This is a genomic window from Pseudomonas sp. GNP012 (assembly GCF_054343835.1).
In genome coordinates this window covers 4,003,235-4,030,119 of the sequence record NZ_JBTGUU010000001.1, presented here as the reverse complement: position 1 = coordinate 4,030,119, position 26,885 = coordinate 4,003,235, and the positions used below count along the sequence as shown (strand labels likewise).

Here is a 26,885-nt window from a genome sequence, read left to right as displayed (position 1 = left end):
CCGATTCTCACTGCAAGGAGCCGCTCGGAACGCCGATGCGCCAAATCTGGAAATCCTTTCGAGCACTGTATTTCGCCTCGCTGATGATGTTGATCGGCTCGGGCCTGTTGAGTACTTACCTGGGCCTGCGTCTGGCGGCCGACAATGTCGACAGCCTGTGGGTCGGTGCGTTGATGGCCGCCAACTATTTCGGCCTGGTGCTGGGGGGCAAGATCGGTCACCGCTTGATTGCCCGGGTCGGGCATATCCGGGCCTACTCGGCCTGTGCCGGGATCGTCGGCGCGGCGGTGCTGGGCCATGGCCTGGTCGATTGGCTGCCGGCCTGGCTGTTCCTGAGGGTCATAGTGGGTCTGGGCATGATGTGCCAGTACATGGTGATCGAGAGCTGGCTCAATGAGCAGGCCGATGCCAATCAGCGAGGCATGGTGTTCAGCGGTTACATGATCGCTTCGTACCTGGGCCTGGTGCTGGGGCAGTTGATTCTGGTCATGCACCCGGCGCTGGGGCTGGAGCTGCTGATGCTGGTCGCCCTGTGTTTTGCCCTGTGTCTGGTGCCAGTGGCCCTGACCCGGCGGATTCACCCTGCACCCTTGCATCCTGCACCGATGGAGCCACGGTTCTTTATCAAGCGTGTCCCGCAATCATTGAGTACGGTGCTCGGGGCGGGCCTGATTGTCGGCTCGTTCTACGGTCTGGCACCGCTGTATGCCTCGCAGCAAGGGTTGTCCACGGAGCAGGTCGGTCTGTTCATGGGTAGCTGCATTTTTGCCGGTCTGCTGGTGCAGTGGCCGTTGGGCTGGTTGTCCGACCGCTACGATCGGGCCGTGCTGATCCGCAGTTTCGCGTTCAGCCTGGCACTGGCTGCCCTGCCGCTGGCGATCATGCCGCAGGTGCCGCTGGAGGTATTGTTCATCGCCGGGTTCCTTTGCTCGCTGGTGCAGTTCTGCCTGTATCCGTTGGCAGTGGCGTTCTCCAATGACCATGTCGAAGGTGATCGCCGGGTGTCCCTGACGGCGATGTTGCTGGTCACCTATGGCGTGGGTGCGAGTATCGGGCCGCTGGTGGCAGGTGTGCTGATGAAGCTGTTTGGCAGCCAGATGCTCTATGCGTTCTTCAGTTTCTTTTCGTTGGTGCTGGTGTGGCGGATTCGCCCGAAAGCGGTGACCAACCTGCATCAGGTCGACGACGCGCCGCTGCATCACGTGGCCATGCCGGACAATATGACGAGTTCGCCACTGGTGGCCTGCCTCGACCCGCGTGTTGATGAGCAGGTGGTGCAGGATCAGATGCACACTCCGGTGAGTACCGGGCCAGAGCCTGAGCCAGAACCTGAAGCTGTCAGCGAAACTGAAACAGATCAGCCGCCGCAAGACCCTGATACAGGGCGGGACCCTAACTTCAGCGAGGCCAGGCCTTAAAGCCGGGGCAAAAAAAACGGGCAGTCACCGCAAGGGACTGCCCGTTTTTTGTGGAGGTGTCTATCAGATGTCGTCTTTGTCGAAGCGGCGCGCTTCACGTTGCAACTGGTAGACGAAGCGTTCGACCTGACGCTGCACCAGTCCGCTCATGTTGTGGAAGCGAACACCGGCGAAGGTGGTGGAGATCTTTTCTTCGAAGTGCAGATAACGCAACTCGACTGGAGCCGTCATCTTGCCAAAGGGCAGGTCGGCGTTGAAGCGATCGTACACCTGACCCAGTTGCAGGCTGCCCGTGATGTCGCCGTCGAAACGCAGTTTGCAGCCGGTAGCGGAGATATCCAGCAGCTTGCCGCTGATGGGGGCCTTGAGCTTTTCGCCGTCGAGATTGACGTTGACCAGTTGTGCCAGCTTCAGTGCCGCGCGGAATGCATTGCGGCGCTGGTGGTACACCACTTCATCGGGCAGAGTGCCGCGATAGCAGCGGCTGCCACCGGATTCGTCGATCTTCAATTGGCCGTTGCTTTCCCAGGCAATGCGCACACCTTCGTGGAAGCCTTCGACCCTGAAGGGTTCGCCCGCCATCAGGTAGCGTTCGCCATCGCGAGGAATCATTTCGTCCAGGGCAATCATGTTGCTGTCACGGTCCAGGTCCACCAGATAGCTCTGGAAGCGCTGGCTGCGCTCGTGGAACGTGATGATCAGCGGGTCATGGCTTTCGAGCAGCTGGCGCAGATTGCTGGAGATTTCCAAGGGCGTGGAGAGCACCTTGGGTGGCTGCGGAGCATCATCCACGGATAAGGCATTGGACACGGTTAATCAATCTCCAGGCAAAATTTGACTACGGCTAGCCAGCATTTTGCCAGCATCTTTCGCGTCTTGGATAGAGCGGGCACATCAAGCGGCCTAAGCCTGACTGAGCGGGCGCGGCTTAGCAAGCTTGGAGAATGTTCCGCTGGCATCGTAAAGCGCCGGAGTTTCACCACCGGTGAGGATTTTCAGCTGGGTGGCCGTAGCGGCCTGCTGAGTGATGATCGACTGGCCGTTGTTGGCGTTGATGGCCTGGCACTGGGCCAGGAGATCGGTCAGCACGTCACTTTGCGCCAGCAACTGGTCGCCAATGCTTGACTGGCTGGCCAGTTGCTCCAGCCCGCCGCGGTTGGTCGGCAGGTTGAGGCTGGCGAGAATTTCACTGCGCTTGCGGCCATGCTGTTCGAGCAGGACGACCAATGCCTGTTTCTGCGCCAGGATGTCCTCGAGCAATGGCATGTCACGGCCATGCAAGGCGAGGGATTCGGTCTGCAATAATTCCAGCAGTTGTTGCGCTGGAGCAAAGTCGTCGGTGATCAGTTGCAGTAAATTGGTGTCGTGCATGGCTGGCCTTGGGTTTTAAGCGTCCAAAAGCCTGGCGCCGGCGTTGGCCTAGCGCTGGGCTTCGAAGTTGAGCAGTTTGCTGGCTACACGGTTGCTGTCGACTTTATAGCTGCCATCGGCAATCGCTGCTTTCAACTCGGCCACCCGGGCTTTGTCGACGGCAGGCTGATCGCGCAGCTTGTCATTGACCTTCTGCAACTGTTGAGCCTCATTGCTGAGATGTACCGATTCCCCGCTGTTAACGGTACCGGCCTGTTCGGCCGCGGATTCCAGCGGCGCGGTTTTGCCGGTTTCGGCGCTTTCCTTGCTGGCGCTGGTACGTGTACTGCCCGTAAGGGACGAGGAGCTGTTCAAACGGCTGAAATCGATGACCATGATAAAAAAACCTCTGGGAATTTGGACGCTTGCCATGGTTTCGGCCATTCCCTGGAAAACTTTAGGCTCATTTATCAATGAACCTCGCGCGCGTCAGCGCTTGCCCTGCATGGAGCACAGTCTAGGGAACAGCCGCGGCAAGCGCCACATTCCGATGAACAGAGCGCCTTACATGGACACTTCCACCTGCCCCGGCGCCATGACCTGCGCCTTGATGACTCGCTGGGAGTTGAGGTTCTTCACCCGGATCTGTTCGCTGAGGCTGCCGTTTGACAGGGCTTCGCCGGGCATGCGCACGCTGAGCGTACCGCTGCGGGCGGTAATCACCACCTGATCACCCTTGCGGATCACCTCCGCCTGTTCGATATGCACCAGGGTAATCACCTGGTCTGTGACCATTGGTCGGGTCAGTCGCTGCCCGATCGCCTGGTCGAGGGAGGTCAGGTAACCCTGGCTTATCAGGCTGATATCGCGCTCGCGCAGCACCACATCCCCAGGCTCGACAATGGCGGCACGGCGCAGTGGTCGGGCGCTGGTCACGACATCGCGAAACAGGCGGATTTGAGCGGGTACGAAGACAGTCCAGGGGGAGGCACCCTCGCAGCGGACCTTGACCGTGACCCGTCCCAGCGGCCTGGGACTCTCGAGCGTTGCTGTCAATTCCTTGTCGCACATGGGCATGTGCATGCGCGGGTCGAGCGGGTTGACCTGGATCTCGTAGCGACCTTCCGTTTGACTGGTCGCCAGATAGTCCTCTACGGTGAATTCAAGAAAGCCCTGAGTGACGCCGATAAGCATGTCAGGCAAGGTAACCGCGTCAGCAAGGGCAGGGCTGCCAGTGTTGAACAGGCAAACAGCCGCCAGCACGCCGAGTAATTTGCGGTAGGGTGTGGTCAGGCGTCGAAATAATGTCGGTTCTGTGTTCATAACGATTAAAAAAGCAAGCGCCGTGCCGTTTAGTGATGAAGGCGCGTCGCAACAACACTTGGCGTTGGTGTAGGAGTCTGGGCATGGCTGGTGTAATGGATTCGGTAAACCAGCGCACGCAACTGGTGGGGCAGAATCGCCTTGAGCTGTTGTTGTTCCGTCTCGACGGCCAGCAGCTGTACGGGATCAACGTGTTCAAGGTTCGGGAGGTGCTGCAATGCCCCCAATTGACGTTGATGCCCAAGTCCAGTCCTGTCGTGTGCGGCGTGGCGAACATCCGGGGGGCGACCATTCCGATCCTTGATCTGGCGATGGCGACCGGCTCCGGTGCGTTGAAGGACAAGAACAATCCGTTCGTGATCATCACGGAGTACAACACCAAGACCCAGGGTTTCCTGGTGCGCTCGGTGGAGCGCATCGTCAACATGAACTGGGAGGAGATCCATCCGCCACCCAAGGGCACCGGGCGCGATCACTACCTGACCGCGGTGACGCGGGTCGACAATCAGTTGGTCGAAATCATCGATGTCGAGAAGGTGCTCGCGGAAGTGGCTCCGACGCCGGAAGCGATTTCCGTCGGCGTGGTGGACGTTGAAACCCAGCACAAGGCGCTCTCGTTGCGCGTGCTGACGGTCGACGATTCCTCGGTGGCGCGCAAGCAGGTCACGCGTTGCCTGCAAACGGTCGGCGTCGAAGTGGTGGCGTTGAACGACGGTCGGCAAGCGCTGGACTACCTGCGCAAACTGGTCGATGAGGGCAAGAAGCCGGAAGAAGAGTTCCTGATGATGATCTCCGACATCGAGATGCCGGAGATGGACGGGTACACCCTGACGGCGGAAATCCGCAACGACCCGCGCATGCAAAAGCTTCATATCATCCTGCATACTTCGTTGTCGGGGGTATTCAATCAGGCGATGGTCAAGAAGGTCGGTGCCGATGACTTCCTGGCCAAATTCCGTCCTGATGACCTGGCATCCCGGGTAGTCGACCGGATCAAAGCAGCAGATATCAGCTAGGGGCCTGCGCCCCTGGCAGTCAACACGATTTAAGAGGCGGCATCATTGTCTACGGGTAATTTGGATTTCGAACAGTTCCGGGTATTCCTGGAAAAAGCCTGTGGCATTTTGCTCGGTGAAAACAAGCAGTACCTGGTCTCCAGCCGTCTCAACAAACTGATGGAACAGCAAGGCATCAAGTCTTTGGGGGAGCTGGTTCAGCGCATGCAGACCCAGCCGCGCAGCGGTTTGCGCGAACAGGTGGTGGATGCCATGACCACCAACGAAACCCTGTGGTTTCGTGACACCTACCCGTTTGAAGTCTTGAAGAACAAGGTCCTTCCCGAAGCGATCAAGGCCAGCCCTGGCCAGCGTCTGCGTATCTGGTCGGCGGCTTGCTCGTCGGGCCAGGAACCGTATTCGCTGTCGATGTCCATCGACGAGTTCGAACGGGTCAACATGGGCCAGTTGAGGATGGGCGTACAGATCGTTGCCACCGACCTGTCCGGCACCATGCTGAACAACTGCAAGACCGGCGAGTACGACAGCCTGGCCATCGGCCGCGGTCTGTCGCCCGAGCGCCTGCAGCGTTATTTCGACCCGAAAGGGCCGGGACGCTGGGCGATCAAGGCGCCGATCAAGAGCCGGGTGGAATTCCGTTCTTTCAACCTGCTGGACAGTTACGCGAGCCTCGGCAAGTTCGACATCGTGTTCTGCCGCAACGTGCTGATCTACTTCTCCGCCGAGGTGAAGAAGGACATCCTGTTGCGCATCCACAGCACGTTGAAGCCCGGTGGTTACCTCTTCCTCGGCGCTTCCGAAGCGTTGAACGGTTTGCCGGATCATTACCAGATGGTCCAGTGCAGCCCGGGGATCATTTACCAGGCGAAGTGATGCAAAAGCGGCGCGGATAAAAACGGGAGTCCTCAGGGACTCCTGTTTTTTTATGCCTGCAAATGATCATTTGAAATCACCACACCCCTTGTGGGAGCGGGCTTGCCCGCGAAGGCGTCGTGTCAGTCGATATCAACTTTGCCTGACGCACCGCTTTCGCGAGCAAGCCCGCTCCCACAGTTGTTAGGTGGTGCTCTCGAAAGTGGATCAAGCGGCAGAAAAGCGGCAGGCGGCGGAAAACCGTTGCCGCTTTTCTGGCATTGCCGCGTTGCCATGTCCGGCAAAGCCCCGGTTTCCGGGCTTTTTTGAATTGGCATGGGGCTTGCTAAGTTGATCCTACGAAAAATCAGGTCACCCGAAGGTTTCCCGACATGAGCATCAGCTTCGATAAAGCGCTCGGTATCCACGAACAAGCCCTGGGCTTCCGCGCCCAGCGTGCCGAAGTCCTGGCCAACAACATCGCCAACGCCGATACCCCGAACTACAAGGCTCGGGACCTGGACTTCTCGAAAGTGCTCGCCGAGCAGAACGAGAAAACCAAAAGCGGCACCTTCGCCTTGAACATGACCAACAACCGTCATATCGAAGCTGAAGGTCTGGGCAATGGCGACGAGTCGTTGCTGTATCGCACGCCGATGCAACCGTCGATCGACCAGAACACCGTGGACGCTCAGCTGGAACAATCGAACTACGCGCAAAACGCGGTCAATTTCCAGGCCAGCTTCACCCTGCTCAATAGCAAATTCAAAGGGCTGGTATCAGCCCTGCGCGGAGAGTAAGCCATGTCTCTATCCAGTGTTTTCAACATTGCCGGTAGCGGCATGAGTGCGCAGACCACGCGTTTGAACACCGTCGCTTCGAACATCGCCAACGCCGAGACCGTCTCGTCGAGCATCGACCAGACCTACCGCGCGCGTCACCCGGTGTTCGCCACCATGTTCCAGGGCGGCCAGAGCGGCGGCAGCGACTCGCTGTTCCAGAACCAGGACGCCGCCGGCCAAGGCGTGCAGGTGCTGGGTGTGGTCGAAGACCAGAGCAATCTCGAGGCGCGCTACGAACCGAACCATCCGGCCGCCGATGCCAAGGGCTACGTCTACTACCCGAACGTCAACGTGGTTGAAGAAATGGCCGACATGATTTCCGCGAGCCGTTCGTTCCAGACCAACGCCGAAATGATGAACACCGCCAAAACCATGATGCAGAAAGTCCTGACTCTCGGTCAGTGATAAGGGGCGACTCAGATGAGTGTTACCGATTCCACCAGTGGTTTGAGCCTCAACGACATCCTGGCCAACTCTTCGATCAAGACCAACACCACGACTGACGGCCTCGCCTCGGCAGCCGGCAGCGCCTCGGGCAACCAGGCCCTGGGCAAGGATGCGTTCCTGCAGTTGCTGGTGACCCAGTTGAAAAACCAGAACCCGCTGGAGCCTCAGGACAACGGTGCGTTCGTGGCCCAGTTGGCGCAGTTCAGCAGCCTGGAAGGCATCACCACGCTCAACGACACCGTGAGCGGCCTGGCCAGCAACTACAACTCGTCCCAGGCCTTGCAGGCGTCGTCGCTGGTCGGCCGTTCGGTCATCGCGCCGGGCGACAAGGCTGTGGTCGATACCACCAAGAGCCTCAGCGGCACGGTGGTGGTGCCGTCTTCGGTGGCGTCCGCCACCCTGAAGATCACCGATTCAACGGGCAAGACCGTGCGCACCATCGACCTCGGCTCGCAGAAGGCCGGCAACGCCAGCTTCATCTGGGACGGCAAGAACGATGCGGGTGAGACGGTACCTGCGGGCACCTACACCTTCGGCGCCACGACCACGATCGATGGCCAGTCCGTCGCGTTGATCACCAACCTGCCCGCGACCGTCAACAGCGTGACCATCAGCCAGACCGGCGGTGAGTTGATGCTCAATCTGGCCGGGCTGGGCAGCGTTGCCCTGTCCAAAGTACAAACCATTGGTATGTAAAGCCGACTAACCCGGCATAAAGGAGTGGATGATGTCTTTCAATATCGGCCTTAGCGGTCTCTTTGCAGCCAACAAACAACTGGACGTGACCGGCAACAACATCGCCAACGTCGCGACCACCGGTTTCAAATCGTCCCGTGCAGAATTCGAAGACGTGTACTCGGCGACTCGCCTGGGCACCGGCAGCAAGACCGTCGGCAACGGCGTGCGCCTGGCCAACGTTTCCCAGCAGTTCACCCAGGGTGACGTGAGCAACACCGGCAACGTGCTCGACATGGGTATCCAGGGCAACGGTTTCTTTGTCCTGAGCAACAACGGTTCGCTGACCTACACCCGTGCCGGTACGTTCAAGACCGACAAGGACGGCTACGTTACCAACAGCGACGGTACTGCCCGCCTGCAAGGCTACGGTGTGGATTCCAACGGCAAGATTGTCAACGGCGTGCTGACCGACCTGCGGATCGACACCTCCAACCTGGCGCCAAAGTCCACCAGCAACGTGTCGTCGACGATCAACCTGAACTCGACGTCGCCGGTGATCGACCAGACGGTTGCGGCCAACAAGTTCGACCCGTCCAAGACCGAGACCTTTACCAAGTCGTTCAGTACCCCGATTTTCGATACTCAGGGTAACCAGCACACCATGGATCAATACATGGTCAAGACTGGCGCGAACACCTGGGACACCTACACCCTGATCGATGGTCGCAACCCCGATGGCAGTGATCCCAAGGTTACCGCTCCGATTGCTTCGACCATGTCGTTCGATGCCACCGGCAAACTGACTTCGGTCAGCACACCCGTGACGCCGCCAACCACGCCACCGACTTCGGTGATCAGCAGTGACCTGAAGATCACCAACTGGACTCCGGGCAGTGTCACCAATGGCGTCTGGACAGCCAACGGCGCCGCAGCCGATCCGGCTGGCTTGACCATCGCCATGGCCAACACCACCCAGTTCAACGCCGACACCGCGCGTTCGATTCCATCGCAGAACGGTTATGCCACTGGCCAGATCACCAACCTGACCATCGACGGCAGCGGTGTGCTGCTGGCCAACTTCAGCAACAACCAGACCAAGCCGATCGGCCAGATTTCCCTGGCCAGCTTCACCAACGAGCAAGGCCTGCAGCCGGTAGGCGGCTCCAGCTGGAAAGAAACCTACACCTCGGGTATCCCGGGCTACGATGCGCCGCAGACTGGCACCCTGGGGTCGATCGTTTCCAATTCCCTGGAAGAGTCCAACGTCAACCTGACCAACGAACTGGTCGACCTGATCAAGGGGCAGAGCAACTACCAGGCGAACGCCAAAACCATTTCTACCGAGAGCACCATCATGCAGACCATCATTCAGATGGCTTGATGCTGGATAGCGCCGCATAAAAAGCCCCTCGAAAGAGGGGCTTTTTTTGTGCTCGAAAGAAAGACCTGTAGGAGCGAGCTTGCTCGCGATGGTCGTTAACGATAACGCGTGCTGTCTGGATACACGCGGCGCCCTCCAGACCATCGCGAGCAAGCTCGCTCCTACAGACAGGCAAAAGAAAACCCCCGACCCGCCAGAGGCAGATCGGGGGTTTCGAGTAAGCGCCTTGCGGCGCTTGTCGGCTCAGCTTATTGGCAAGCTTCGCAATCCGGCTCGTCGATGGCGCAAGCCTTCGGCACTGGAGCAGGGCCGGCAGGCGCTGCCAGGACCGAATCTTCACCGTGGTTGCCGCCGCTGGAAACAGCGTTCAGCTTGCCGGTGTTGATGGTCGACTTCTCGGTGCTGGTCGCGGCCAGGGCACGGAGGTAGTAAGTGGTTTTCAGGCCACGGTACCAGGCCATGCGGTAGGTAACGTCCAGCTTCTTGCCCGAGGCGCCGGCGATGTACAGGTTCAGCGACTGAGCCTGGTCGATCCACTTCTGACGACGGCTGGCGGCGTCGACGATCCACTTGGTGTCCACTTCGAAGGCGGTCGCGTAGAGCTCTTTGAGTTCCTGCGGGATGCGCTCGATCTGCTGCACCGAACCGTCGTAGTACTTCAGGTCGTTGATCATGACCGAGTCCCACAGACCGCGAGCCTTGAGGTCGCGAACCAGGTACGGGTTGATCACGGTGAATTCGCCCGACAGGTTCGATTTCACATACAGGTTCTGGTAGGTCGGTTCGATCGACTGCGATACGCCGGTGATGTTGGCGATGGTCGCGGTCGGTGCGATGGCCATGATGTTGGAGTTACGAATGCCTTTCTGTACACGGGCGCGAACCGGTGCCCAGTCCAGGGTTTCGTTCAGGTCGACATCGATGTACTTCTGGCCACGGGCCTCGATCAGGATCTGTTGCGAATCCAGCGGCAGGATGCCTTTGGACCACAGCGAACCCTGGAACGTCTCGTACGAGCCGCGCTCGTCGGCCAGGTCGCAGGACGCCTGGATCGCGTAGTAGCTGACCGCTTCCATCGACTTGTCGGCGAAATCGACGGCAGCATCGGAGCCGTAAGGGATGTGCTGCAGGTACAAGGCGTCCTGGAAGCCCATGATGCCCAGGCCGACCGGACGGTGCTTGAAGTTGGAGTTCTTCGCTTGCGGCACCGAGTAGTAGTTGATGTCGATCACGTTATCGAGCATGCGCACGGCGGTGTTCACGGTGCGTTGCAGCTTGGCGGTGTCCAGCTTGCCGTCGACGATGTGGTTCGGCAGGTTGATCGAGCCCAGGTTGCAAACGGCGATCTCGTCCTTGTTGGTGTTCAAGGTGATCTCGGTGCACAGGTTCGAGCTGTGGACCACGCCGACGTGCTGCTGCGGGCTGCGCAGGTTGCACGGGTCCTTGAAGGTCAGCCACGGGTGGCCGGTTTCGAACAGCATGGACAGCATTTTGCGCCACAGGTCTTTGGCCTGGATGGTCTTGAACAGCTTGACCTTGCCCGGGTACTCGGTCAGGGCTTCGTAGTACTCGTAGCGCTCTTCGAAGGCCTTGCCGGTCAGGTCGTGCAGGTCCGGCACTTCGGATGGCGAGAACAGGGTCCACTTGCCGTCATCGAAGACACGCTTCATGAACAGGTCAGGGATCCAGTTGGCGGTGTTCATGTCGTGGGTACGACGACGGTCATCACCGGTGTTCTTGCGCAGCTCGATGAACTCTTCGATGTCCATGTGCCAGGTTTCCAGGTAGGCACACACAGCGCCTTTGCGCTTGCCACCCTGGTTAACGGCAACGGCGGTGTCGTTGACGACTTTCAGGAACGGAACCACGCCCTGGGATTTGCCGTTGGTGCCCTTGATGTACGAACCGAGCGCACGAACCGGCGTCCAGTCGTTGCCCAGGCCGCCCGCGAATTTCGACAGCATGGCGTTGTCGTGGATCGCGTGGTAGATGCCCGAGAGGTCATCCGGCACGGTGGTCAGGTAGCAGCTCGACAGCTGTGGACGCAGGGTACCGGCGTTGAACAGGGTCGGGGTCGAAGCCATGTAGTCGAAGGACGACAGCAGGTTGTAGAACTCGATGGCACGGGCTTCGCGGTCTTTTTCTTCGATCGCCAGGCCCATGGCCACGCGCATGAAGAAGATCTGCGGCAGTTCGAAACGCACGCCATCCTTGTGGATGAAGTAACGGTCGTACAGGGTTTGCAGGCCCAGGTAGGTGAATTGCTGGTCGCGCTCGTGGTTGATCGCCTTGCCCAGTTTTTCCAGGTCGAAGGAGGCCAGCTCAGGGTTCAGCAGTTCGTACTCGATACCCTTGGCGATGTAGGCCGGCAGCGCCTTGGCGTACAGGTCGACCATCTCGTGGTGGGTGGCGCTTTCGGCGACGCCGAGGAAGCCCAGGCCTTCGGCACGCAGGGTGTCCATCAGCAGGCGGGCGGTCACGAACGAGTAGTTCGGCTCGCGTTCAACCAGGGTACGGGCAGTCATCACCAGGGCGGTGTTGACGTCGGTCAGGGCCACGCCGTCGTACAGGTTCTTCAGGGTTTCACGCTGGATCAGGTCGCCGTCGACTTCTTCCAGGCCTTCGCACGCTTCGGTGACGATGGTGTTCAGGCGGCCCATGTCCAGCGGCGCCAGGCTGCCGTCGGCACGGGTGATGCGGATCGACGGGTGCGCTTGTACCGGCTCTTCGGTGGTACGAACGGCACGTTCCTTGGAACGGGCATCACGGTAGATCACGTAGTCGCGAGCGACTTTCTGCTCGCCGGCACGCATCAGGGCCAGTTCGACCTGGTCCTGGATTTCTTCGATGTGGATGGTGCCGCCCGATGGCATGCGACGCTTGAAGGTCGCGGTGACCTGTTCGGTCAGGCGGGCAACGGTGTCGTGGATTCGCGACGAGGCAGCAGCGGTGCCGCCTTCAACTGCGAGAAACGCTTTGGTGATGGCGACGGTGATTTTGTCATCGGTGTAGGGAACGACAGTGCCGTTACGCTTGATCACGCGCAGTTGGCCAGGCGCGGTGGCGGACAGATCCGAATTCGAATCAGCGGCCTGCGGCAAGGTGCCCTGCGGGTTCTCGCGAGTTGTGTCGGTTTGCATGGGGGAGTGTCTCCACATTCTCTATGTTTGTTTGGGCACCATCACGGTGCCCACCGTTCCGTCCTGAAGCACTACAACCGGCGAGCGCCGGGCATAACAACTTCGGGACAGTAGGAAGGGGGCTTTATGGGGCGCCGCTTCCATGCCGAAGTCTTTGGTCTCACGCCTTGGGCCTGAAACCATGGTCCTTTGCAGGTGACAGTTGGGACTGCAACACCCGTACCGTTTTCACCACTCGGGGCCGAAACACAGTAGCCATCCGCATGCGCGGTTTGGTCTTTCGAAAATACGTTTGGTTCAACCGGACAGAGGCAATAAAAGCGCTTGAAATTGGTGTCTGGTTTGTGTTTGGTTTTTCGCGCAAAACCCTATATCTAGGGTTTTTTTAGCGCCGGGCTACAAGATAATGCGTTTTAGGGGGGGATTGCAACGTACTACCTGTGGATAAACCTGTGCGTAAATTGTGTGTGAAAGAGGGAACCAGCGTGTAGGCCGCGACGCTGCTGGACCGGACCTTTTTTCAGCGATTTTCTGCGATCGAAAACGGTCGGTCGGATTTTTAAGGGCGCGAACCCTATCACAAAAAACCGCGTTGTCCGAACGCATTTACCCGCTTGTGTTCTCGACGGGCGGCGTTTATACATTCGGCCCAGCGTGTATACATATTTGTCCCCCCGAATCATTACAAGAAAACGGGCGGATCCTTCCTTATTAGTGGTTTTGGCAAGCAGAGGTCACCCGTGGAGCAAGAAGCCTGGCAGGTATTGATTGTGGAGGATGACCAGCGACTGGCCGAGCTGACCCGCGATTACCTGGAAGCCAATGGCCTGCGTGTGTCGATCGAAGGGGATGGCGCCCTCGCTGCGAACCGCATTATCAAGGAACAACCGGACCTGGTGATCCTCGACCTGATGCTCCCCGGTGAAGATGGCCTGAGCATCTGCCGCAAGGTTCGCGCCCGTTATGACGGCCCGATCCTGATGCTCACCGCCCGCACCGATGATACCGACCAGATTCTCGGCCTGGACCTGGGGGCTGACGATTATGTCTGCAAACCGGTACGCCCGCGCCTGCTGCTGGCGCGCATCCAGGCCCTGCTGCGCCGTAGCGAAACGCCTGAAGTCGCCCCGGAAAAACAGCGGCGTCTGCAGTTCGGCCCGCTGATCGTCGACAACGCCTTGCGCGAGGCCTGGTTGCAGGGCAACGGCATCGAACTGACCAGTGCCGAATTCGACTTGCTCTGGCTGTTGGTGGCCAATGCCGGGCGCATTCTCTCCCGGGAAGAGATCTTCACTGCGCTGCGAGGTATCGGTTATGACGGTCAGGACCGTTCCATCGATGTGCGCATCTCGCGCATCCGCCCCAAGATCGGCGATGACCCGGAGCATCCACGGCTGATCAAGACCGTGCGTAGCAAAGGCTATCTGTTCGTTCCCGAGGCTTGCGTAGACCAGACCCTGTGAACTCGATCTTCCTGCGTATCTATGGCGGCATGTGTGCCGCGCTGATTCTGGTGGCGGTGCTCGGTGTGCTGGCCTTGCACCTGCTCAACCAGGTGCGCAGCGAGCAATACCGCGAGCGCCTGGCCCACGGCACGTTTTCGCTGATGGCCGACAACCTGCAACCGATGAACCAGACCGAGCGCCATCGGGCCTTGCTGGTGTGGGAGCGGTTGCTGGGCATTCCGCTGGCGTTGAAAACCTTTGCCGAGACTGACCTGGACCTTACCCAGCGCACTCGTGTGTTGCGCGGCCAGGCTTTGGTGGAGCAGACCGGCCCGCACGCGGCGAAGGTCTACAAGCTGGTCAGCGACAAGGAACAGTTGATGCTGACCGGGGAAGTGCAGCAGATCAGCGAGCAACTGGCCCGGGCGACCATCTACCTGTTGACCGATGAACTGGTGCGCACCCCCGTTGCCGATCAGCCCCTGCGTCTGGCGCAATTGAAGCAGGACAAGGGCTTTGGCTTCGACCTGCGCCTGGTCACGGTTGACGAGGCGGACATGGACGAAGACCAGAGCCGCCGGGTGTCCGAGGGCGACACCGTGATGGCGCTGGGCAAGGAAGGCGATTCGATCCGGGTGTTTGCCGGCATGGTCGGAACACCGTGGGTCCTGGAAATCGGCCCGTTGTATCAGATGAATCCTTATCCCCCGCAATGGCTGGTGCTGATCGCCGCGCTGGGCCTGACGCTGATCGGTTTGATCGTTTATCTGTTGGTGCGCCAGCTCGAGCGGCGTTTGCGTGGCCTGGAGGCCGCCGCTACGCGTATTGCCCAGGGCAGCCTGGAAACCCGCGTGCCAGCGCGCGGCGCGGACTCGGTGGGACGGCTGGCCTCGGCGTTCAACGGCATGGCCGAGCACTTGCAGCAGTTGTTGGCGATCCAGCGCGAACTGGTGCGCGCGGTGTCCCACGAATTGCGCACGCCGGTGGCGCGCCTGCGCTTTGGCCTGGAGATGATCGGCTCGGCCACCACGCCGCAAGCCCTGGAAAAATACTGCCAGGGCATGGACAACGACATCGAGGATCTCGACCGTTTGGTGGACGAGATGCTGACTTACGCTCGCCTTGAACAGGGTTCTCCAGCACTGAACTTCCAGCGGATCGATCTGGATGCCTTGGTCAACCAGGTGATTGAGGAACTGGCGCCGTTGCGTGCCGACGTCACGGTACAGCGGGGTTTGTGCCTGTCGGCCGCTGATAACGACGATGCCTGGGTCGAGGCCGAACCACGTTATCTGCACCGGGCGATCCAGAACCTGGTGAGCAATGCCATGCGCCATGCCCAATCACGGGTGACCATCAGCTATCAGGTGGGGCAGCAACGCTGCCGGGTGGATATCGAGGATGACGGACCGGGGGTGCCGGAGTCGGCGTGGGAGAAGATCTTTACGCCGTTCCTGCGTCTGGACGACAGCCGCACCCGTGCGTCGGGCGGGCATGGGCTGGGGTTGTCGATCGTGCGGCGCATCATCCATTGGCATGACGGGCGTGCGTTGATCGGCAAGAGCAAGAGTCTGGGTGGGGCGTGTTTCAGCCTGAGCTGGCCGCGCAATCAGGAGAAGCGTTGAGATTTCCGTTGAATGTTCAACCGCTTTCGCGAGCAAGCCCGCTCCCACAGTTGACTTGTGTACGACACAAAACCTGTGGGAGCGGGCTTGCTCGCGAAGGGGCCCTGCCAAGCACCGAAAACCCTCAGGCCTTGATACTGACCAGACTCAACAACTGCCCATCCTTGACCCCGAACTGCGCATCCAGCTCGGTGCCGTTGCGCCATTCGCGGGACAAATCCGTGAGCAGTCGCAACCGCACCTCACCCGACTCACGCCACTCAAGCACTTCGGCGTGCTCGAAATAAAACCGTTGCTGAACCATCGGATAGAGTGCCTTGAACAGGCTTTCCTTGACCGAGAACGTCAGGGTCACCAGCAACGCCCGTTGCTCGCGAGGACCGAGCGCCATGCGCTGTAGCTCCGGCGGGTTGAGGATTTCCCCGGCCAGGCGTTCGGCGCGTTCGACATTGAGCAGGTTTTCCAGGTCCATGCCCAGGCCGCGCCAATGGCTTTTGTTCGCGACAATCGCCGCGGCCCGGCCCGTGCTATGGGTGATCGAACCCGTGATATGAGCAGGCCAGACCGGTGCCCGGTCTTCACCAATGGCCGGAATGACGCTCAGACCTTCCAGACGCTGTAACGCGGCCCGGGCACACACCCGCCCGGCGAGAAACTCCGCCTGCCGTTTGGCGACAGAGCGCTGAATGCTCGCCGGCACCTCCACTGCGCTGCGCTGAAAGTCATCGCTGGCCAGTCGGGCGCTATCGAAGTGAGTGCTCAACAGGACCGTATCGGGCAACACCAACGGCAGCGGCCAGTGGTCATCGAGGGGTGTGCAGCAGACGGGCAGGGCGGGGGTTGAATTCATGTCAGGCATTTTGCCGGGTTGGCTTGGGACTGGGTAGTAGCCGATGGCGGCGATTTTAAGTGGATCGGTCTGCGGTTGTTTTTTCAGTAGTTCGAGCCCGGCCTGGAACCTTGCACTGGGATGGCAGCCTGGCTGAGCCCGCTCAAGGCCAGCAGAAGGGCAACGAAGAACATGCGCAGGGTCGGGTCTCCTGTTGAAACGTGTCGAAACATTCGGGAAAGGGCGGTTCAGCTCAGGTTCAGAGTGCGTTCAGGGGGAGTTCAGGGCGCGGTGCGTAACCTTGCCCCGTACCCCAAAAACAAACGGCACATGAGGTAACTCCCCAATGACTGCATTCAAAAAACTGCTTCTGGCATTCACGGTTCTGGGCGCAAGCACCGCAGCCTTCGCCTCCGACGACAACTTCGCCAGCCTTACGCTTGGACAAACCAGCGACAAGATCAAAAAATCCCACGCCCTGAACGACAGCCTCAATCACCCGAGCGCCGATGGTGTGATCGGCAAGGACACCACCTGGGGTGTTCGTCTGGGCCAGCAGAATAGCCAGGGCCGTTACTACGCCACTTACGACAACGTGTCGGGCTCGCACAACGGCATTAAACTGCGTCAGGAAAACCTCCTGGGCAGCTACGATATGTTCTACCCGGTGGGCGGCAGCACCAAATTGTTCGGCGGCGCCACGGCGGGCCTGACCAAAATGACCCAGGAGTCGCCAGGCTTCAGCCGCGACAGTGATATCGGCTACGCCATCGGTGGCCAGGTGGGTGTGCTGCAACAGGTTTCGCAGAACACCTCGGTTGAACTGGGTTACCGTTACCTGCGCAGCAACGCCAGCACCGAGATGAGTGAGCGCGGTGGCAGCAAGCAGGGTTCGCTGGACCTGACCAGCAGCGCCCAGACTTACCTGTCCGCCAACTACGCTTTCTGACAAGCGTTTCGTGAACGGCCTGCGCCGGATCAGCCCGAGTGACTGATCCGGCGTTGCCCTGTTAGCCATTGAGGTGCGACGTTGTGCCTCTGGAGATGTTGATTTGCCCGGGAGAGCGTTATGAAACTGCTGGTCGTCGAAGATGAAGCGTTGCTGCGTCATCACCTGCAAACCCGCCTGACGGAGAGCGGCCATGTGGTCGAGTCCGTGGCCAACGCCGAGGAGGCGCTGTACCAGACCGCGCAATTCAACTTTGACCTGGCGGTGATCGACCTCGGTCTGCCGGGCATGAGCGGGCTTGACCTGATCCGCCAGTTGCGTTCAGGTGGCAAGGTCTTCCCGATCCTGATCCTCACCGCGCGTGGCAACTGGCAGGACAAGGTTGAAGGCCTGGCCGCCGGCGCCGACGATTACGTGGTCAAGCCGTTTCAGTTCGAAGAGCTGGAAGCTCGTCTGAATGCCTTGCTGCGCCGCTCCAGCGGTTTCACCCAGTCGACCATCGTCGCCGGTCCCTTGCTGCTGGATCTCAACCGCAAGCAGGCGTCCCTCGACGAACAGCCGCTGGCACTGACCGCGTATGAGTACCGCATTCTCGAATACCTGATGCGCCACCATCAGCAAGTGGTGCCCAAGGACCGCTTGATGGAACAGCTCTACCCGGATGACGACGAGCGTGATCCGAATGTGATCGAGGTGCTGGTCGGCCGTCTGCGCCGAAAACTGGAGGGACCGGGCGGATTCAAGCCGATCGACACGGTGCGCGGCCTGGGTTACCTGTTCAATGAGCGTTGCACTTGATCCGTTCGCTGCGCATTCGCTTGATGCTCGCCGCCACGCTGTTGGCGGTGTTGTTCATGCTGGCGTTGCTGCCGGCGATGCAGGGTGCGTTCAGCCTGGCGTTGCAGGACTCCATCGAGCAGCGTCTGGCATCGGACGTGACTACGTTGATCTCCGCCGCCCGGGTGGAGAACAACAGCCTGCAGATGCCGGCGCAATTGCCCGACGAACGCTTCAACCTCACCGATAGCCGGCTGCTCGGCTATATCTATGACCGTGAAGGGCGTCTGGTCTGGCGCTCAAAGGCGACCCGGGAAGAGCGCATCAATTACAAGCCACGCTATGACGGACGTGGTAACGAGTTTGCGCGCATCCGCGAAGCCGACGGCCAGGAGTTCTTCGTCTACGACGTCGAGGTCAAGTTGCTCGGCGGCAAAAGTGCAGCCTTCAGCATCGTGGCGTTGCAGCCGGTTCGCGAGTACGAACTAACCCTCGAGGGCCTGCGGGAAAATCTCTATCTGGGTTTTGGCGCGGCTCTGCTGGTGCTGTTGGCGTTGCTGTGGATCGGCCTGACCTGGGGCTTGCAGGCATTGCGGCGCTTGAGCCAGGAGCTGGACCAGATCGAAGGTGGCACCCGCGAAAGCCTCAGCGAGGAACACCCCCGGGAATTGCTGCGCCTGACCGGTTCCCTCAACCGCTTGCTGCACAGTGAACGTGAGCAGCGCAGTCGCTACCGTGATTCCCTCGACGACTTGGCCCATAGCCTGAAAACGCCCCTGGCGGTGTTGCAGGGCGTCAGTGAAGACATGGCCCAGCGTCCCGAGGATCGCGATCAGGCCTGGGTGCTGCAAACCCAGATCGAGCGCATGAGCCAGCAGATCAGCTACCAGTTGCAGCGCGCCAGTCTGCGCAAGAGCGGTCTGGTACGTCATCAGGTGCACTTGCACCCGGTGCTGAAAAGTCTGTGCGACACGCTGGACAAGGTCTATCGCGACAAGCGCGTGCACGTTGCGTTCGACCTGCCCGACCCGTGCCATGTACCGATCGAGCAGGGTGCTTTATTGGAAATGATGGGTAACCTGCTGGAAAACGCCTATCGCCTGTGCCTCGGCGAAATACGCATCAGCGTGCGTGAAACCCTCAGCGGCACCGAGTTGTGTGTCGAGGACGACGGCCCCGGCGTACCACAGGATCAGCGAGCACGGATTCTCGAGCGCGGCGAGCGGCTGGACCGTCAGCATCCGGGGCAGGGCATCGGCCTGGCGGTGGTCAAGGACATCATCGAGAGCTACAGCGCCCAGCTGACCCTGGGGGATTCACCGATGGGCGGGGCGGCGTTCCGGATTCATTTCCCGGTGGTTTGACCTGGCGTTTGATAGTGTTCTTTCGGGCCTCTTCGCGGGCAAGCCCGCTCCCACAGGGTTTTGAGTGAGTCAGATGATTTGTGAACAACTGCGGCCATTGTGGGAGCGGGCTTGCTCGCGAAGAGGCCAGTGAAGACAGCAAAAAAATCGGCCTGGAAATTCAGTGTTCCTGCGCCCGATAGGCCCCCGGTGTCAGCCCGGTCCACTTCTTGAACGCCCGGTGAAACGCCGACGGTTCGGAAAACCCCAGTTGCTCGGCGATCTGTTGCAACGACAGGTCAGCGCGGCTCAGGTGGTAAATCGCGATGTCCCGGCGCAACTGGTCCTTCAGTTCCTGAAAGCTCGAACCCTCTTCCCGTAAATGCCGGCGCAAGGTTTGCGGGCTGATGTGCAAGTGCGCGGCCACGGCTTCCAGGTCGGGCCAGCGTGAACTGTCGCGGCTGAGCAAGCGCCGCAAGCGGCTGCTCAAACTGTCGCCATCATCCGGGCGCGAGAGCAGGTCGGCGGGGGAGCGCTCGAGGAAATGCTTGAGGGTGCGCTCATCCTGCAACAGCGGCATGGCCAGGTAGCGGCTGTGAAACAACAGGCTGCTCTGGGGGTTGGAAAACTCAAGCGGGCAGGAAAACAGCAGGTCGTACTCGGCGCCGTGTTCCGGTCGGGAGTAGCTGAACGTGGCCTGTTCCAGGCGAATGCGCTGGCCGATCAGCCAGCTGCCGAAACGGTGCCAGATCACCAGCAGAGCCTCGGTCAGAAAGTGGTCCGGGTCCCAAAGCTGCGAGTCGTCCAGGCTCAGGCGGACCCATTCGTCCTCGTGAGTCAGGGTCAAGCGTGGAGCCCCGGGGAATAGGCTGTAAAACAATAAGCCGCGATTGAGTGCCTTATCCAGGCTGCGGCAGTGGATCACGGCATGGCACATCATCGCGAAGCTGCCCGGTCTGCTCGGGGCTTGCCCGAACCCCAGGTACTCGTCGTCCAGTGCCAGCCATAAGGCCTGAATCAGTTGGGTGAATTGCTCTGGAGCGATGCGCGCCCGGGGTTCATCAAGCAACTCGGGGCTGATCCCCAGTTGTTGTAGCAGGCCCGAATAATCGTAGCCGTGCCGACGCGCACCACCCAGGGCGGCGAGAGCGAAATGACTGGCGATGGTGCGTTCGCGCATGGCAGCAGGCCTGACCGTTGAACGACGGATGGTAGCTGCGCGCTGCGGGCATGAACAGGGCGGATATCCGCCAAATTGCAGGACGACTTTTAGTGGAAGGGCGGAAATCCGCCACATGCATGTAACCGTTCGGTGACAGGGAGTTTGCTGCAACCCCTGATATCAAAAGGCATGCAGGGATTTTACGGAAGGTGGCACGGGGCTTGCGATACAACGTCCAGAGGCCTGCCGTTGCGCAGCTCGAAAAAACAAATCCCTCCAGTGCAGGAGGGTTCGCAATTGCGGTGTTGCGGGCAACAGATGGATGTTGTCACCGGGCACCCTTGAGGAACTTTGCAATGACGACTCGTCAGCCACTGTACAAATCCCTGTATTTCCAGGTGATCGTTGCAATTGTCATCGGTATTGCCCTCGGTCACTACTATCCACAGCTCGGTGTGGCCGTTAAGCCACTGGGCGACGGGTTCATCAAGCTGATCAAAATGATCATCGCCCCGATCATCTTCTGTACCGTTGTCAGCGGCATCGCCGGCATGCAGAACATGAAGTCCGTCGGCAAGACCGGTGGTTATGCTCTGCTGTACTTCGAAATCGTGTCGACCATTGCCTTGCTGGTCGGTCTGGTCGTGGTCAACATCGTGCAGCCAGGTAATGGCATGCATATCGACGTCGCCACCCTCGATGCCTCCAAGGTTGCCGCTTATGTGGCGGCCGGTGCCGACCAAAGCGTCGTCGGCTTCCTGCTGAACGTGATCCCTAGCACCATCGTCGGCGCCTTCGCCACCGGCGACATCCTGCAAGTGTTGATGTTCTCGGTGATCTTCGGTTTCGCCCTGCATCGCCTTGGAGCCTACGGCAAGCCGCTGCTGGACCTCATCGATCGCTTCGCCCACGTGATGTTCAACATCATCAACATGATCATGAAGCTCGCGCCCATCGGTGCCTTCGGTGCCATGGCGTTCACTATCGGTGCCTACGGTGTCGGCTCGCTGGTGCAACTGGGTCAACTGATGGCGTGCTTCTACATCACTTGCCTGCTGTTCATCCTGATCGTGCTGGGCTCCATCGCCCGCATGCACGGCTTCAGCGTGTTGAAAATGATCCGCTACATCCGTGAGGAGCTGCTGATCGTGCTCGGTACTTCTTCTTCGGAATCGGTGCTGCCACGCATGCTGATCAAAATGGAGCGTCTGGGCGCGCAGAAATCCGTAGTAGGCCTGGTAATCCCGACCGGCTACTCGTTCAACCTCGACGGTACTGCGATCTACCTGACCATGGCCGCGGTGTTCATTGCCCAGGCAACCGATACGCCCATGGACATCACGCACCAGATCACCCTGCTGGTGGTCTTGCTGCTGTCTTCCAAAGGCGCTGCGGGTGTGACCGGTAGCGGATTCATCGTACTGGCTGCAACGCTGTCCGCCGTCGGCCACCTGCCGGTTGCCGGCCTGGCGCTGATTCTCGGTATCGACCGTTTCATGTCCGAAGCCCGTGCCCTGACCAACCTGATCGGTAACGCCGTGGCGACCATCGTTGTGGCCAAGTGGGTCAAGGAACTGGACACCGACGTGCTGCAAGCCGAACTGGCTTCGGGCGGGCGCGGCATTGCCGACGAGCCTAAAGACGATGTTTTGGGCCACGACGAAGAGGTAGCCCCGGCTAGCGCCAGGTAAGCCTTGTCCTGATGAAAAACCCGCTTCGGCGGGTTTTTTCATGCCTGGCGTTTGAGCGTAACGGTCATTGCAAGTGGCGCATAAGGTGATTGCTGCAATGTCGTTGGCTGCCTAGGCTGGAGGCTTCGTTGAAGGAGAACGTTCATGCTCGGTCCATTGGCATCACTCAAGGTTCTGGATTTCTCGACACTGCTGCCGGGGCCGTTCGCCTCGTTGCTGCTGGCGGACATGGGCGCCGAAGTGCTGCGCATCGAATCACCGACCCGCATGGATCTGCTGCGGGTGTTGCCGCCCCACGATCAAGGGGTGTCGGCCAGTCATGCCTATCTCAATCGCAACAAGCGCAGCCTGGCTCTGGATCTCAAACAGCCTGAGGCGCTGGATGTCATCAAGCAGCTGTTGCAGGACTACGACATCGTGCTGGAGCAATTCCGCCCCGGTGTCATGGAGCGACTGGGGCTGGGGTATGAGGCCCTGAAGGCGATCAACCCAAAACTGATTTATGTGTCGATCACCGGCTACGGCCAGACCGGCCCCTATAAGGACCGCGCCGGCCACGATATCAACTATCTGGCCTTGTCCGGGCTGGCGAGTTACACCGGCCGAACCGACAGTGGGCCACTGCCGTTGGGCATGCAGGTGGCGGATGTCGCCGGTGGTTCGCTGCACGGGGTGATTGGCTTGCTGGCGGCGGTCATCGCCCGGCAGCAAACCGGTCAGGGCCAGCACCTGGATGTCAGCATGACCGACTGCGCGTTCAGCCTGAATGCGCTGGCGGGTGCCGGATATCTGGCCTGTGACGTCGAGCCGGGGCCGGAAAACCAGGTGCTCAATGGTGGCAGCTTTTACGATTACTACCGCTCCCGGGATGGGCGCTGGCTGTCGGTGGGCAGTCTGGAGCCGGTGTTCATGAAGCAGTTGTGCACGGCGTTGGGGCTGGAGGAACTGGCTGGCCTGGGCCTGTCACCGCAACCGGCGCATCAGAAAAAGCTAAAAGACGCGCTGAAGGTCGAGTTCGAAAAGCATGACTTTGCCGAGTTGCGTGCGCTGTTCGCGGAACTGGATGCGTGCGTCGAACCGGTGTTGAGCCTGGGAGAAGCGCTGTGTCATCCACAGTTGCAGGCGCGGGAGTTGGTTGCCGAAGTGCCGCGGGACGATGGCTCAACCCAGGCGCAGATGGCGTGCCCGTTGAAGTTTTCGCAAGGGTTGCCTGAGCCGAAGCATATCGGCGTGGCGCTGGGGCAGCATACCGATCAGGTGTTGGGGGAGTTGGGGTTTAGCGTTGAGCGAATTGAAGAGCTGCGGAGTAACAAAGTGATTCTCTAGTGTTTGTACTGGCCTCTTCGCGGGCAAGCCCGCTCCCACAGGGGACCTCCGGTATGGCATAGATCCAGTGTGGGAGCGGGCTTGCCCGCGAAGAGGCCAGTACAGCCACCGCAAATCTCGCTACTCGACCCGCATCTCCCCACTGAACACCAAGGTGTTGCGACACCGCCGGCACAGATACCGCCGCCCTTGCCGCACCAGGCTATGGCGCTGGGCCGAGAACGGGAAGTCGCTGTCGGCGCATGGGCATTTGTAGATGTAACGGGTCACGCTGCGGCGTTTGACGTCATAGGTGTGGCAGCGGTTGGGCGGCAGTTCGTATACACCGCGCATGATCAATTGCCACTCTTCGCCATGGGGCTGGATGCGGTCGCCGAACAGCTGGTGGGCGATCAGGTGCGCGACTTCATGGGCCACGGTCTGCTTGAGGAAATCCTCGGTATTGTCCCGGTACAGCTGCGGGTTGAAGCGCAGCAGGTTCTCGTGCAAATGCGCGACACCGGCTTTTTGCCCGCGCAGCTTGAGGCTCACCACAGGGCGCTTGAAAGGTCGTTTGAAAAAGGATTCGGCTAGTTGGAAACAGTCTTCGACGCGGGAATTGAGTTGCTCGGGCATGCTTGATGGATCTCCAGAGCGCTCGAGTATGCCGCAACCCTCGGGCCGTGCGAATCACCAGGTTGCCGAATGGTCGTGGACTTTCTCCTTGCTGAAGAATGAAAAGGCCACCTCGCGGCGGCCTTTATCGGCATTTCTGACTTTCGGTGATGAGCGGCTAATTGGTGTAGACCGGCCCCACGCCGAGTCCCCAGACAATCACAGTGAACGCCATGATGGCGACCAGCACCACCAGGCCTACGGCGAGCACTGAACTTGAAAACAGGAAGCCCTCGTCAGATGGAATGTTCATGAACGTCGGTAAGCCCACATACAGCAAGTACACCGTGTAGCAGATGGCTGCAGTGCCGACGATCATCCCCAGCCACAAGTGCGGGTACAAGGCCGCGAGGCCGCCGATGAACAAAGGTGTCGCGGTGTAGGTTGCAAATGCAATGCAGCGAGCCAGGCTTGGGTTGGCGTCATAGGTGCGGGCCATCCAGTGAATGAATGCGCCCATGACCGCGACACCTCCGAGCATCGCCAGGTACGACATGACCGTCATCCATATAGCGCTTTCTACGGTCAACATCACGGGAGGCCGATTGCCGATGACCCAGCCGACCTGCGTGGTGCCAATGAAGGCAGACACGGCGGGGATGGCCGCCAGGATCAGCGTATGGGTCAGGTACATGTGGCTGATGCTTTCCTCCTGGTCGCCACGGATTTCTTTCCATTCTTGGTCAGGGTGGGTGAAGAGCCCCACTACGTGATGGATCATGCCAGTCACTCCTCTTGTCTTTACCGTCGCCCCCCAGTGGAGCGCCTACGGGCCAATGCGGCCAAGCAAGTCACAGGTCTGAAATATGTAAGCGACCTTATGTCGCAGTATAGGGAGGAGTTTCCCCAGAGGGTGTAGGGGCTTTAGAGCAAATTGCGCTGTAAACCCGGTTGTTAATCGCTGCAGGGTCTGTAGGTGAGCTAGAGATGTTGCCCCCTCGCCACAAGTGCAAAGAATTTGCGTAAAATGCCCGCCTTTCGTCACACCTCACGGATTTCGCGTCATGGGCACTCTCACGGTCAACCAGAACAAACTGCAAAAGCGCCTTCGCCGACAGGCCGGTGAGGCGGTTGCCGATTTCAACATGATTGAAGACGGCGACAAGGTCATGGTCTGCCTGTCCGGTGGCAAGGACAGCTACACCATGCTCGATGTGCTGATGCACTTGCAGAAGGTCGCGCCAATCAAGTTCGAGATCGTGGCCGTGAACATGGACCAGAAGCAGCCGGGCTTCCCGGAGCACGTGCTGCCGGCCTACCTGAAAGAACTGGGTATCGAGTACCACATCGTCGAGAAAGACACCTATTCGGTGGTCAAGGAGCTGATTCCGGAAGGCAAGACCACGTGCTCGCTGTGCTCGCGCCTGCGTCGCGGCACGCTCTACACCTTCGCCGATGAAATTGGCGCGACCAAGATGGCCCTGGGTCACCACCGCGACGACATCGTCGAAACGTTCTTCCTGAACATGTTCTTCAACGGTTCGCTCAAGGCCATGCCGCCGAAACTGCGCGCCGACGATGGTCGTAACGTGGTGATCCGCCCGCTGGCCTACTGCAACGAAAAAGACATCCAGGCCTACTCGGACTTCAAGCAATTCCCGATCATTCCGTGCAACCTCTGTGGTTCCCAGGAAAACCTGCAGCGCCAGGTGGTCAAGGAAATGCTGCAGGATTGGGAACGCAAGACCCCGGGCCGTACCGAGAGCATTTTCCGCAGCCTGCAGAACGTGATCCCGTCGCAACTGGCGGACCGCAACCTGTTTGACTTCACCAGCCTCAAGATCGACGAAAGCGCCGCATCGCGCTTCGTCAACGTGGTCAACCTCTGATTAAAACTGTGGGAGCGGGCTTGCTCGCGAATGCGTAGTGTCAGTCGACATCAATGTTGAATGACGCACCGCCTTCGCGAGCAAGCCCGCTCCCACATTTGTTTTTCGTTTCAATCCTCAGGAGAGGGCATGCGCGATTACAAGTGGCTCAATGAATACTGTCTGAACCGCTTCGGTTCGGCGGCTGAACTGGAAGCCCATCTGCCCGTTCCCAAGACTCCCGCGCAACTGCGCAAGATCAGCGACGATCGCTACCTCTCGATGATGGCGCTACGGGTATTCCGCGCCGGGCTCAAGCACAGTCTGGTGGATGCCAAGTGGCCAGCCTTCGAAGAGGTGTTCTTCAGGTTCGACCCGGAAAAAGTCGTGCTGATGAGCGCCGAGCACCTTGAGCGGCTGATGCAGGACACACGGATCATCCGTCACCTGGGCAAGCTCAAGAGTGTGCCGCGCAATGCGCAGTTCATACTGGACGTGGCCCATGAAAAGGGCAGCTTCGGTGAGCTGATCGCCGACTGGCCGGTGACCGATATCGTCGGGCTCTGGACCTTTCTGAAAAAACGCGGACATCAGTTGGGTGGCCTGTCAGCCCCGCGCTTCCTGCGGATGATCGGCAAGGACACCTTTGTGCCGAGCTACGATGTGGTCGCGGCTTTGAATGCACAGGACATCATCGACAAGGTGCCGAGCAGTCTGCGCGACCTGGCGTTGGTGCAGGACGTGTTCAACCAGTGGCATGCGGAAAGTGGCGGGCGGCCGATGAGCCAGATTTCGATGATGCTGGCTTACACAGTGAATCATTAAGACC

Annotated in this window: 25 protein-coding genes and 1 pseudogene; 16 read left to right on the top strand and 10 right to left on the bottom strand. The window is 59.8% G+C overall.

Translation table 11 applies throughout. The features are described from left to right. Positions 1-35: 35 nt before the first annotated feature. Entirely contained in the window at positions 36-1,418 is a 1,383-nt protein-coding gene (locus ACXX83_RS18170) for an MFS transporter (protein ID WP_458549237.1), read from the top strand. Between the two features lie 63 nt (positions 1,419-1,481). Here the strand turns inward: ACXX83_RS18170 and ACXX83_RS18165 are convergent, their stop codons facing one another. The 4 genes from ACXX83_RS18165 to flgA form a co-directional block, all read right to left on the bottom strand. Beyond that, positions 1,482-2,228 (bottom strand): flagellar brake protein, encoded by a 747-nt coding sequence (locus ACXX83_RS18165; protein WP_217836146.1) that lies wholly within the window; start codon positions 2,226-2,228, stop codon positions 1,482-1,484. 93 nt (positions 2,229-2,321) lie between these two features. Next, positions 2,322-2,789, bottom strand: a complete 468-nt coding sequence (locus ACXX83_RS18160) for a flagella synthesis protein FlgN (protein ID WP_458549236.1) — start codon at positions 2,787-2,789, stop codon at positions 2,322-2,324. 48 nt (positions 2,790-2,837) lie between these two features. Beyond that, positions 2,838-3,164, bottom strand: coding sequence for a flagellar biosynthesis anti-sigma factor FlgM (gene flgM / locus ACXX83_RS18155; protein ID WP_095963677.1), 327 nt, complete (start codon positions 3,162-3,164; stop codon positions 2,838-2,840). 168 nt (positions 3,165-3,332) lie between these two features. Continuing rightward, positions 3,333-4,091 carry a flagellar basal body P-ring formation chaperone FlgA gene (gene flgA / locus ACXX83_RS18150; RefSeq protein ID WP_458549234.1) on the bottom strand — a complete coding sequence of 253 codons (759 nt, stop codon included), beginning with the start codon at positions 4,089-4,091 and terminating at the stop codon, positions 3,333-3,335. Between the two features lie 83 nt (positions 4,092-4,174). Between flgA and ACXX83_RS18145 the strand changes: the two genes are divergently transcribed. From ACXX83_RS18145 to flgE, 6 genes are all read left to right on the top strand, one after another. After that, a complete protein-coding gene (locus ACXX83_RS18145) occupies positions 4,175-5,107 on the top strand; it encodes a chemotaxis protein CheV (protein WP_015096472.1) in 933 nt (310 codons plus the stop codon). Between the two features lie 45 nt (positions 5,108-5,152). After that, complete coding sequence (gene cheR / locus ACXX83_RS18140) at positions 5,153-5,980, top strand: protein-glutamate O-methyltransferase CheR (RefSeq protein WP_007980127.1); 828 nt, start codon at positions 5,153-5,155, stop codon at positions 5,978-5,980. Positions 5,981-6,351: 371 nt separating this feature from the next. Further along, positions 6,352-6,759 carry a flagellar basal body rod protein FlgB gene (gene flgB / locus ACXX83_RS18135; protein ID WP_217836143.1) on the top strand — a complete coding sequence of 136 codons (408 nt, stop codon included), beginning with the start codon at positions 6,352-6,354 and terminating at the stop codon, positions 6,757-6,759. Positions 6,760-6,762: 3 nt separating this feature from the next. Next, positions 6,763-7,206 carry a flagellar basal body rod protein FlgC gene (flgC, locus tag ACXX83_RS18130; RefSeq protein ID WP_007937507.1) on the top strand — a complete coding sequence of 148 codons (444 nt, stop codon included), beginning with the start codon at positions 6,763-6,765 and terminating at the stop codon, positions 7,204-7,206. Between the two features lie 15 nt (positions 7,207-7,221). Continuing rightward, complete coding sequence (gene flgD / locus ACXX83_RS18125) at positions 7,222-7,944, top strand: flagellar hook assembly protein FlgD (protein ID WP_095963681.1); 723 nt, start codon at positions 7,222-7,224, stop codon at positions 7,942-7,944. Between the two features lie 31 nt (positions 7,945-7,975). Further along, positions 7,976-9,307: a flagellar hook protein FlgE gene (gene flgE / locus ACXX83_RS18120; RefSeq protein ID WP_217836142.1), complete on the top strand. Its 1,332-nt coding sequence runs from the start codon at positions 7,976-7,978 to the stop codon at positions 9,305-9,307. Between the two features lie 248 nt (positions 9,308-9,555). Here the strand turns inward: flgE and ACXX83_RS18115 are convergent, their stop codons facing one another. Then, complete coding sequence (locus ACXX83_RS18115) at positions 9,556-12,447, bottom strand: ribonucleoside-diphosphate reductase subunit alpha (RefSeq protein ID WP_015096468.1); 2,892 nt, start codon at positions 12,445-12,447, stop codon at positions 9,556-9,558. A gap of 740 nt (positions 12,448-13,187) precedes the next feature. On the opposite strand from ACXX83_RS18115, the gene ACXX83_RS18110 reads away from it, so the two are divergent. Together ACXX83_RS18110 and ACXX83_RS18105 are read left to right on the top strand one after the other, a co-directional pair. Continuing rightward, entirely contained in the window at positions 13,188-13,910 is a 723-nt protein-coding gene (locus tag ACXX83_RS18110) for a response regulator (protein WP_007980115.1), read from the top strand. Then, on the top strand, positions 13,907-15,517 hold the full coding sequence (locus tag ACXX83_RS18105) for an ATP-binding protein (protein WP_217836141.1): 1,611 nt from the start codon (positions 13,907-13,909) through the stop codon (positions 15,515-15,517). Before ACXX83_RS18110 ends, ACXX83_RS18105 begins: the two co-directional genes overlap by 4 nt. 124 nt (positions 15,518-15,641) lie before the next feature. Here the strand turns inward: ACXX83_RS18105 and ACXX83_RS18100 are convergent, their stop codons facing one another. Next, on the bottom strand, positions 15,642-16,367 hold the full coding sequence (locus ACXX83_RS18100) for a 4'-phosphopantetheinyl transferase family protein (RefSeq protein WP_458549231.1): 726 nt from the start codon (positions 16,365-16,367) through the stop codon (positions 15,642-15,644). Between the two features lie 36 nt (positions 16,368-16,403). Next, positions 16,404-16,481: pseudogene (locus ACXX83_RS18095) on the bottom strand (hypothetical protein); the annotation flags it as partial. A 211-nt stretch (positions 16,482-16,692) separates the two neighbouring features. Between ACXX83_RS18095 and ACXX83_RS18090 the strand changes: the two are divergent. The 3 genes from ACXX83_RS18090 (at position 16,693) to ACXX83_RS18080 (ending at position 19,436) form a co-directional block, all read left to right on the top strand. After that, positions 16,693-17,295: a hypothetical protein gene (locus ACXX83_RS18090; RefSeq protein WP_458549230.1), complete on the top strand. Its 603-nt coding sequence runs from the start codon at positions 16,693-16,695 to the stop codon at positions 17,293-17,295. Between the two features lie 120 nt (positions 17,296-17,415). Then, positions 17,416-18,093 (top strand): response regulator transcription factor, encoded by a 678-nt coding sequence (locus ACXX83_RS18085; protein ID WP_015096464.1) that lies wholly within the window; start codon positions 17,416-17,418, stop codon positions 18,091-18,093. After that, positions 18,090-19,436: an ATP-binding protein gene (locus tag ACXX83_RS18080; protein WP_458549229.1), complete on the top strand. Its 1,347-nt coding sequence runs from the start codon at positions 18,090-18,092 to the stop codon at positions 19,434-19,436. Before ACXX83_RS18085 ends, ACXX83_RS18080 begins: the two co-directional genes overlap by 4 nt. 160 nt (positions 19,437-19,596) lie before the next feature. On the opposite strand, the gene ACXX83_RS18075 is transcribed toward ACXX83_RS18080, so the two are convergent. Next, a complete protein-coding gene (locus tag ACXX83_RS18075; protein WP_458549227.1) occupies positions 19,597-20,595 on the bottom strand; it encodes an AraC family transcriptional regulator in 999 nt (332 codons plus the stop codon). A 338-nt stretch (positions 20,596-20,933) separates the two neighbouring features. On the opposite strand from ACXX83_RS18075, the gene ACXX83_RS18070 reads away from it, so the two are divergent. Next, the gene (locus ACXX83_RS18070; protein WP_458549226.1) at positions 20,934-22,268 is read left to right on the top strand and encodes a dicarboxylate/amino acid:cation symporter; all 1,335 of its coding nucleotides are present in this window, start codon (positions 20,934-20,936) and stop codon (positions 22,266-22,268) included. A 144-nt stretch (positions 22,269-22,412) separates the two neighbouring features. Beyond that, positions 22,413-23,594, top strand: a complete 1,182-nt coding sequence (locus ACXX83_RS18065) for a CaiB/BaiF CoA transferase family protein (protein ID WP_458549225.1) — start codon at positions 22,413-22,415, stop codon at positions 23,592-23,594. 120 nt (positions 23,595-23,714) lie between these two features. Here ACXX83_RS18065 and ACXX83_RS18060 read toward each other — a convergent pair whose 3' ends face one another. Both ACXX83_RS18060 and ACXX83_RS18055 read right to left on the bottom strand, forming a co-directional pair. Then, a complete protein-coding gene (locus ACXX83_RS18060) occupies positions 23,715-24,209 on the bottom strand; it encodes a SprT family zinc-dependent metalloprotease (RefSeq protein ID WP_126047086.1) in 495 nt (164 codons plus the stop codon). Between the two features lie 157 nt (positions 24,210-24,366). After that, entirely contained in the window at positions 24,367-24,969 is a 603-nt protein-coding gene (locus ACXX83_RS18055) for a Yip1 family protein (protein ID WP_015096459.1), read from the bottom strand. 283 nt (positions 24,970-25,252) lie between these two features. On the opposite strand from ACXX83_RS18055, the gene ttcA reads away from it, so the two are divergent. After that, positions 25,253-26,077 carry a tRNA 2-thiocytidine(32) synthetase TtcA gene (gene ttcA, locus ACXX83_RS18050; protein WP_015096458.1) on the top strand — a complete coding sequence of 275 codons (825 nt, stop codon included), beginning with the start codon at positions 25,253-25,255 and terminating at the stop codon, positions 26,075-26,077. A gap of 129 nt (positions 26,078-26,206) precedes the next feature. Further along, positions 26,207-26,881, top strand: coding sequence for a DNA-3-methyladenine glycosylase I (locus ACXX83_RS18045; RefSeq protein ID WP_095963692.1), 675 nt, complete (start codon positions 26,207-26,209; stop codon positions 26,879-26,881). Positions 26,882-26,885: the final 4 nt, after the last annotated feature.

What these genes read in the sequence shown, in the direction of transcription:
- ACXX83_RS18170 (WP_458549237.1), top strand. Translation starts at nt 36, where the DNA reads ATGCGCCAAATCTGGAAATCCTTTCGAGCACTGTATTTCGCCTCGCTG.
- ACXX83_RS18160 (WP_458549236.1), bottom strand. Translation starts at nt 2,789, where the DNA reads ATGCACGACACCAATTTACTGCAACTGATCACCGACGACTTTGCTCCA.
- flgM (WP_095963677.1), bottom strand. Translation starts at nt 3,164, where the DNA reads ATGGTCATCGATTTCAGCCGTTTGAACAGCTCCTCGTCCCTTACGGGC.
- flgA (WP_458549234.1), bottom strand. Translation starts at nt 4,091, where the DNA reads ATGAACACAGAACCGACATTATTTCGACGCCTGACCACACCCTACCGC.
- ACXX83_RS18145 (WP_015096472.1), top strand. Translation starts at nt 4,175, where the DNA reads ATGGCTGGTGTAATGGATTCGGTAAACCAGCGCACGCAACTGGTGGGG.
- flgB (WP_217836143.1), top strand. Translation starts at nt 6,352, where the DNA reads ATGAGCATCAGCTTCGATAAAGCGCTCGGTATCCACGAACAAGCCCTG.
- flgC (WP_007937507.1), top strand. Translation starts at nt 6,763, where the DNA reads ATGTCTCTATCCAGTGTTTTCAACATTGCCGGTAGCGGCATGAGTGCG.
- flgD (WP_095963681.1), top strand. Translation starts at nt 7,222, where the DNA reads ATGAGTGTTACCGATTCCACCAGTGGTTTGAGCCTCAACGACATCCTG.
- flgE (WP_217836142.1), top strand. Translation starts at nt 7,976, where the DNA reads ATGTCTTTCAATATCGGCCTTAGCGGTCTCTTTGCAGCCAACAAACAA.
- ACXX83_RS18115 (WP_015096468.1), bottom strand. Translation starts at nt 12,447, where the DNA reads ATGCAAACCGACACAACTCGCGAGAACCCGCAGGGCACCTTGCCGCAG.
- ACXX83_RS18100 (WP_458549231.1), bottom strand. Translation starts at nt 16,367, where the DNA reads ATGAATTCAACCCCCGCCCTGCCCGTCTGCTGCACACCCCTCGATGAC.
- ACXX83_RS18090 (WP_458549230.1), top strand. Translation starts at nt 16,693, where the DNA reads ATGACTGCATTCAAAAAACTGCTTCTGGCATTCACGGTTCTGGGCGCA.
- ACXX83_RS18085 (WP_015096464.1), top strand. Translation starts at nt 17,416, where the DNA reads ATGAAACTGCTGGTCGTCGAAGATGAAGCGTTGCTGCGTCATCACCTG.
- ACXX83_RS18075 (WP_458549227.1), bottom strand. Translation starts at nt 20,595, where the DNA reads ATGCGCGAACGCACCATCGCCAGTCATTTCGCTCTCGCCGCCCTGGGT.
- ACXX83_RS18070 (WP_458549226.1), top strand. Translation starts at nt 20,934, where the DNA reads ATGACGACTCGTCAGCCACTGTACAAATCCCTGTATTTCCAGGTGATC.
- ACXX83_RS18065 (WP_458549225.1), top strand. Translation starts at nt 22,413, where the DNA reads ATGCTCGGTCCATTGGCATCACTCAAGGTTCTGGATTTCTCGACACTG.
- ACXX83_RS18060 (WP_126047086.1), bottom strand. Translation starts at nt 24,209, where the DNA reads ATGCCCGAGCAACTCAATTCCCGCGTCGAAGACTGTTTCCAACTAGCC.
- ACXX83_RS18055 (WP_015096459.1), bottom strand. Translation starts at nt 24,969, where the DNA reads ATGATCCATCACGTAGTGGGGCTCTTCACCCACCCTGACCAAGAATGG.
- ttcA (WP_015096458.1), top strand. Translation starts at nt 25,253, where the DNA reads ATGGGCACTCTCACGGTCAACCAGAACAAACTGCAAAAGCGCCTTCGC.
- ACXX83_RS18045 (WP_095963692.1), top strand. Translation starts at nt 26,207, where the DNA reads ATGCGCGATTACAAGTGGCTCAATGAATACTGTCTGAACCGCTTCGGT.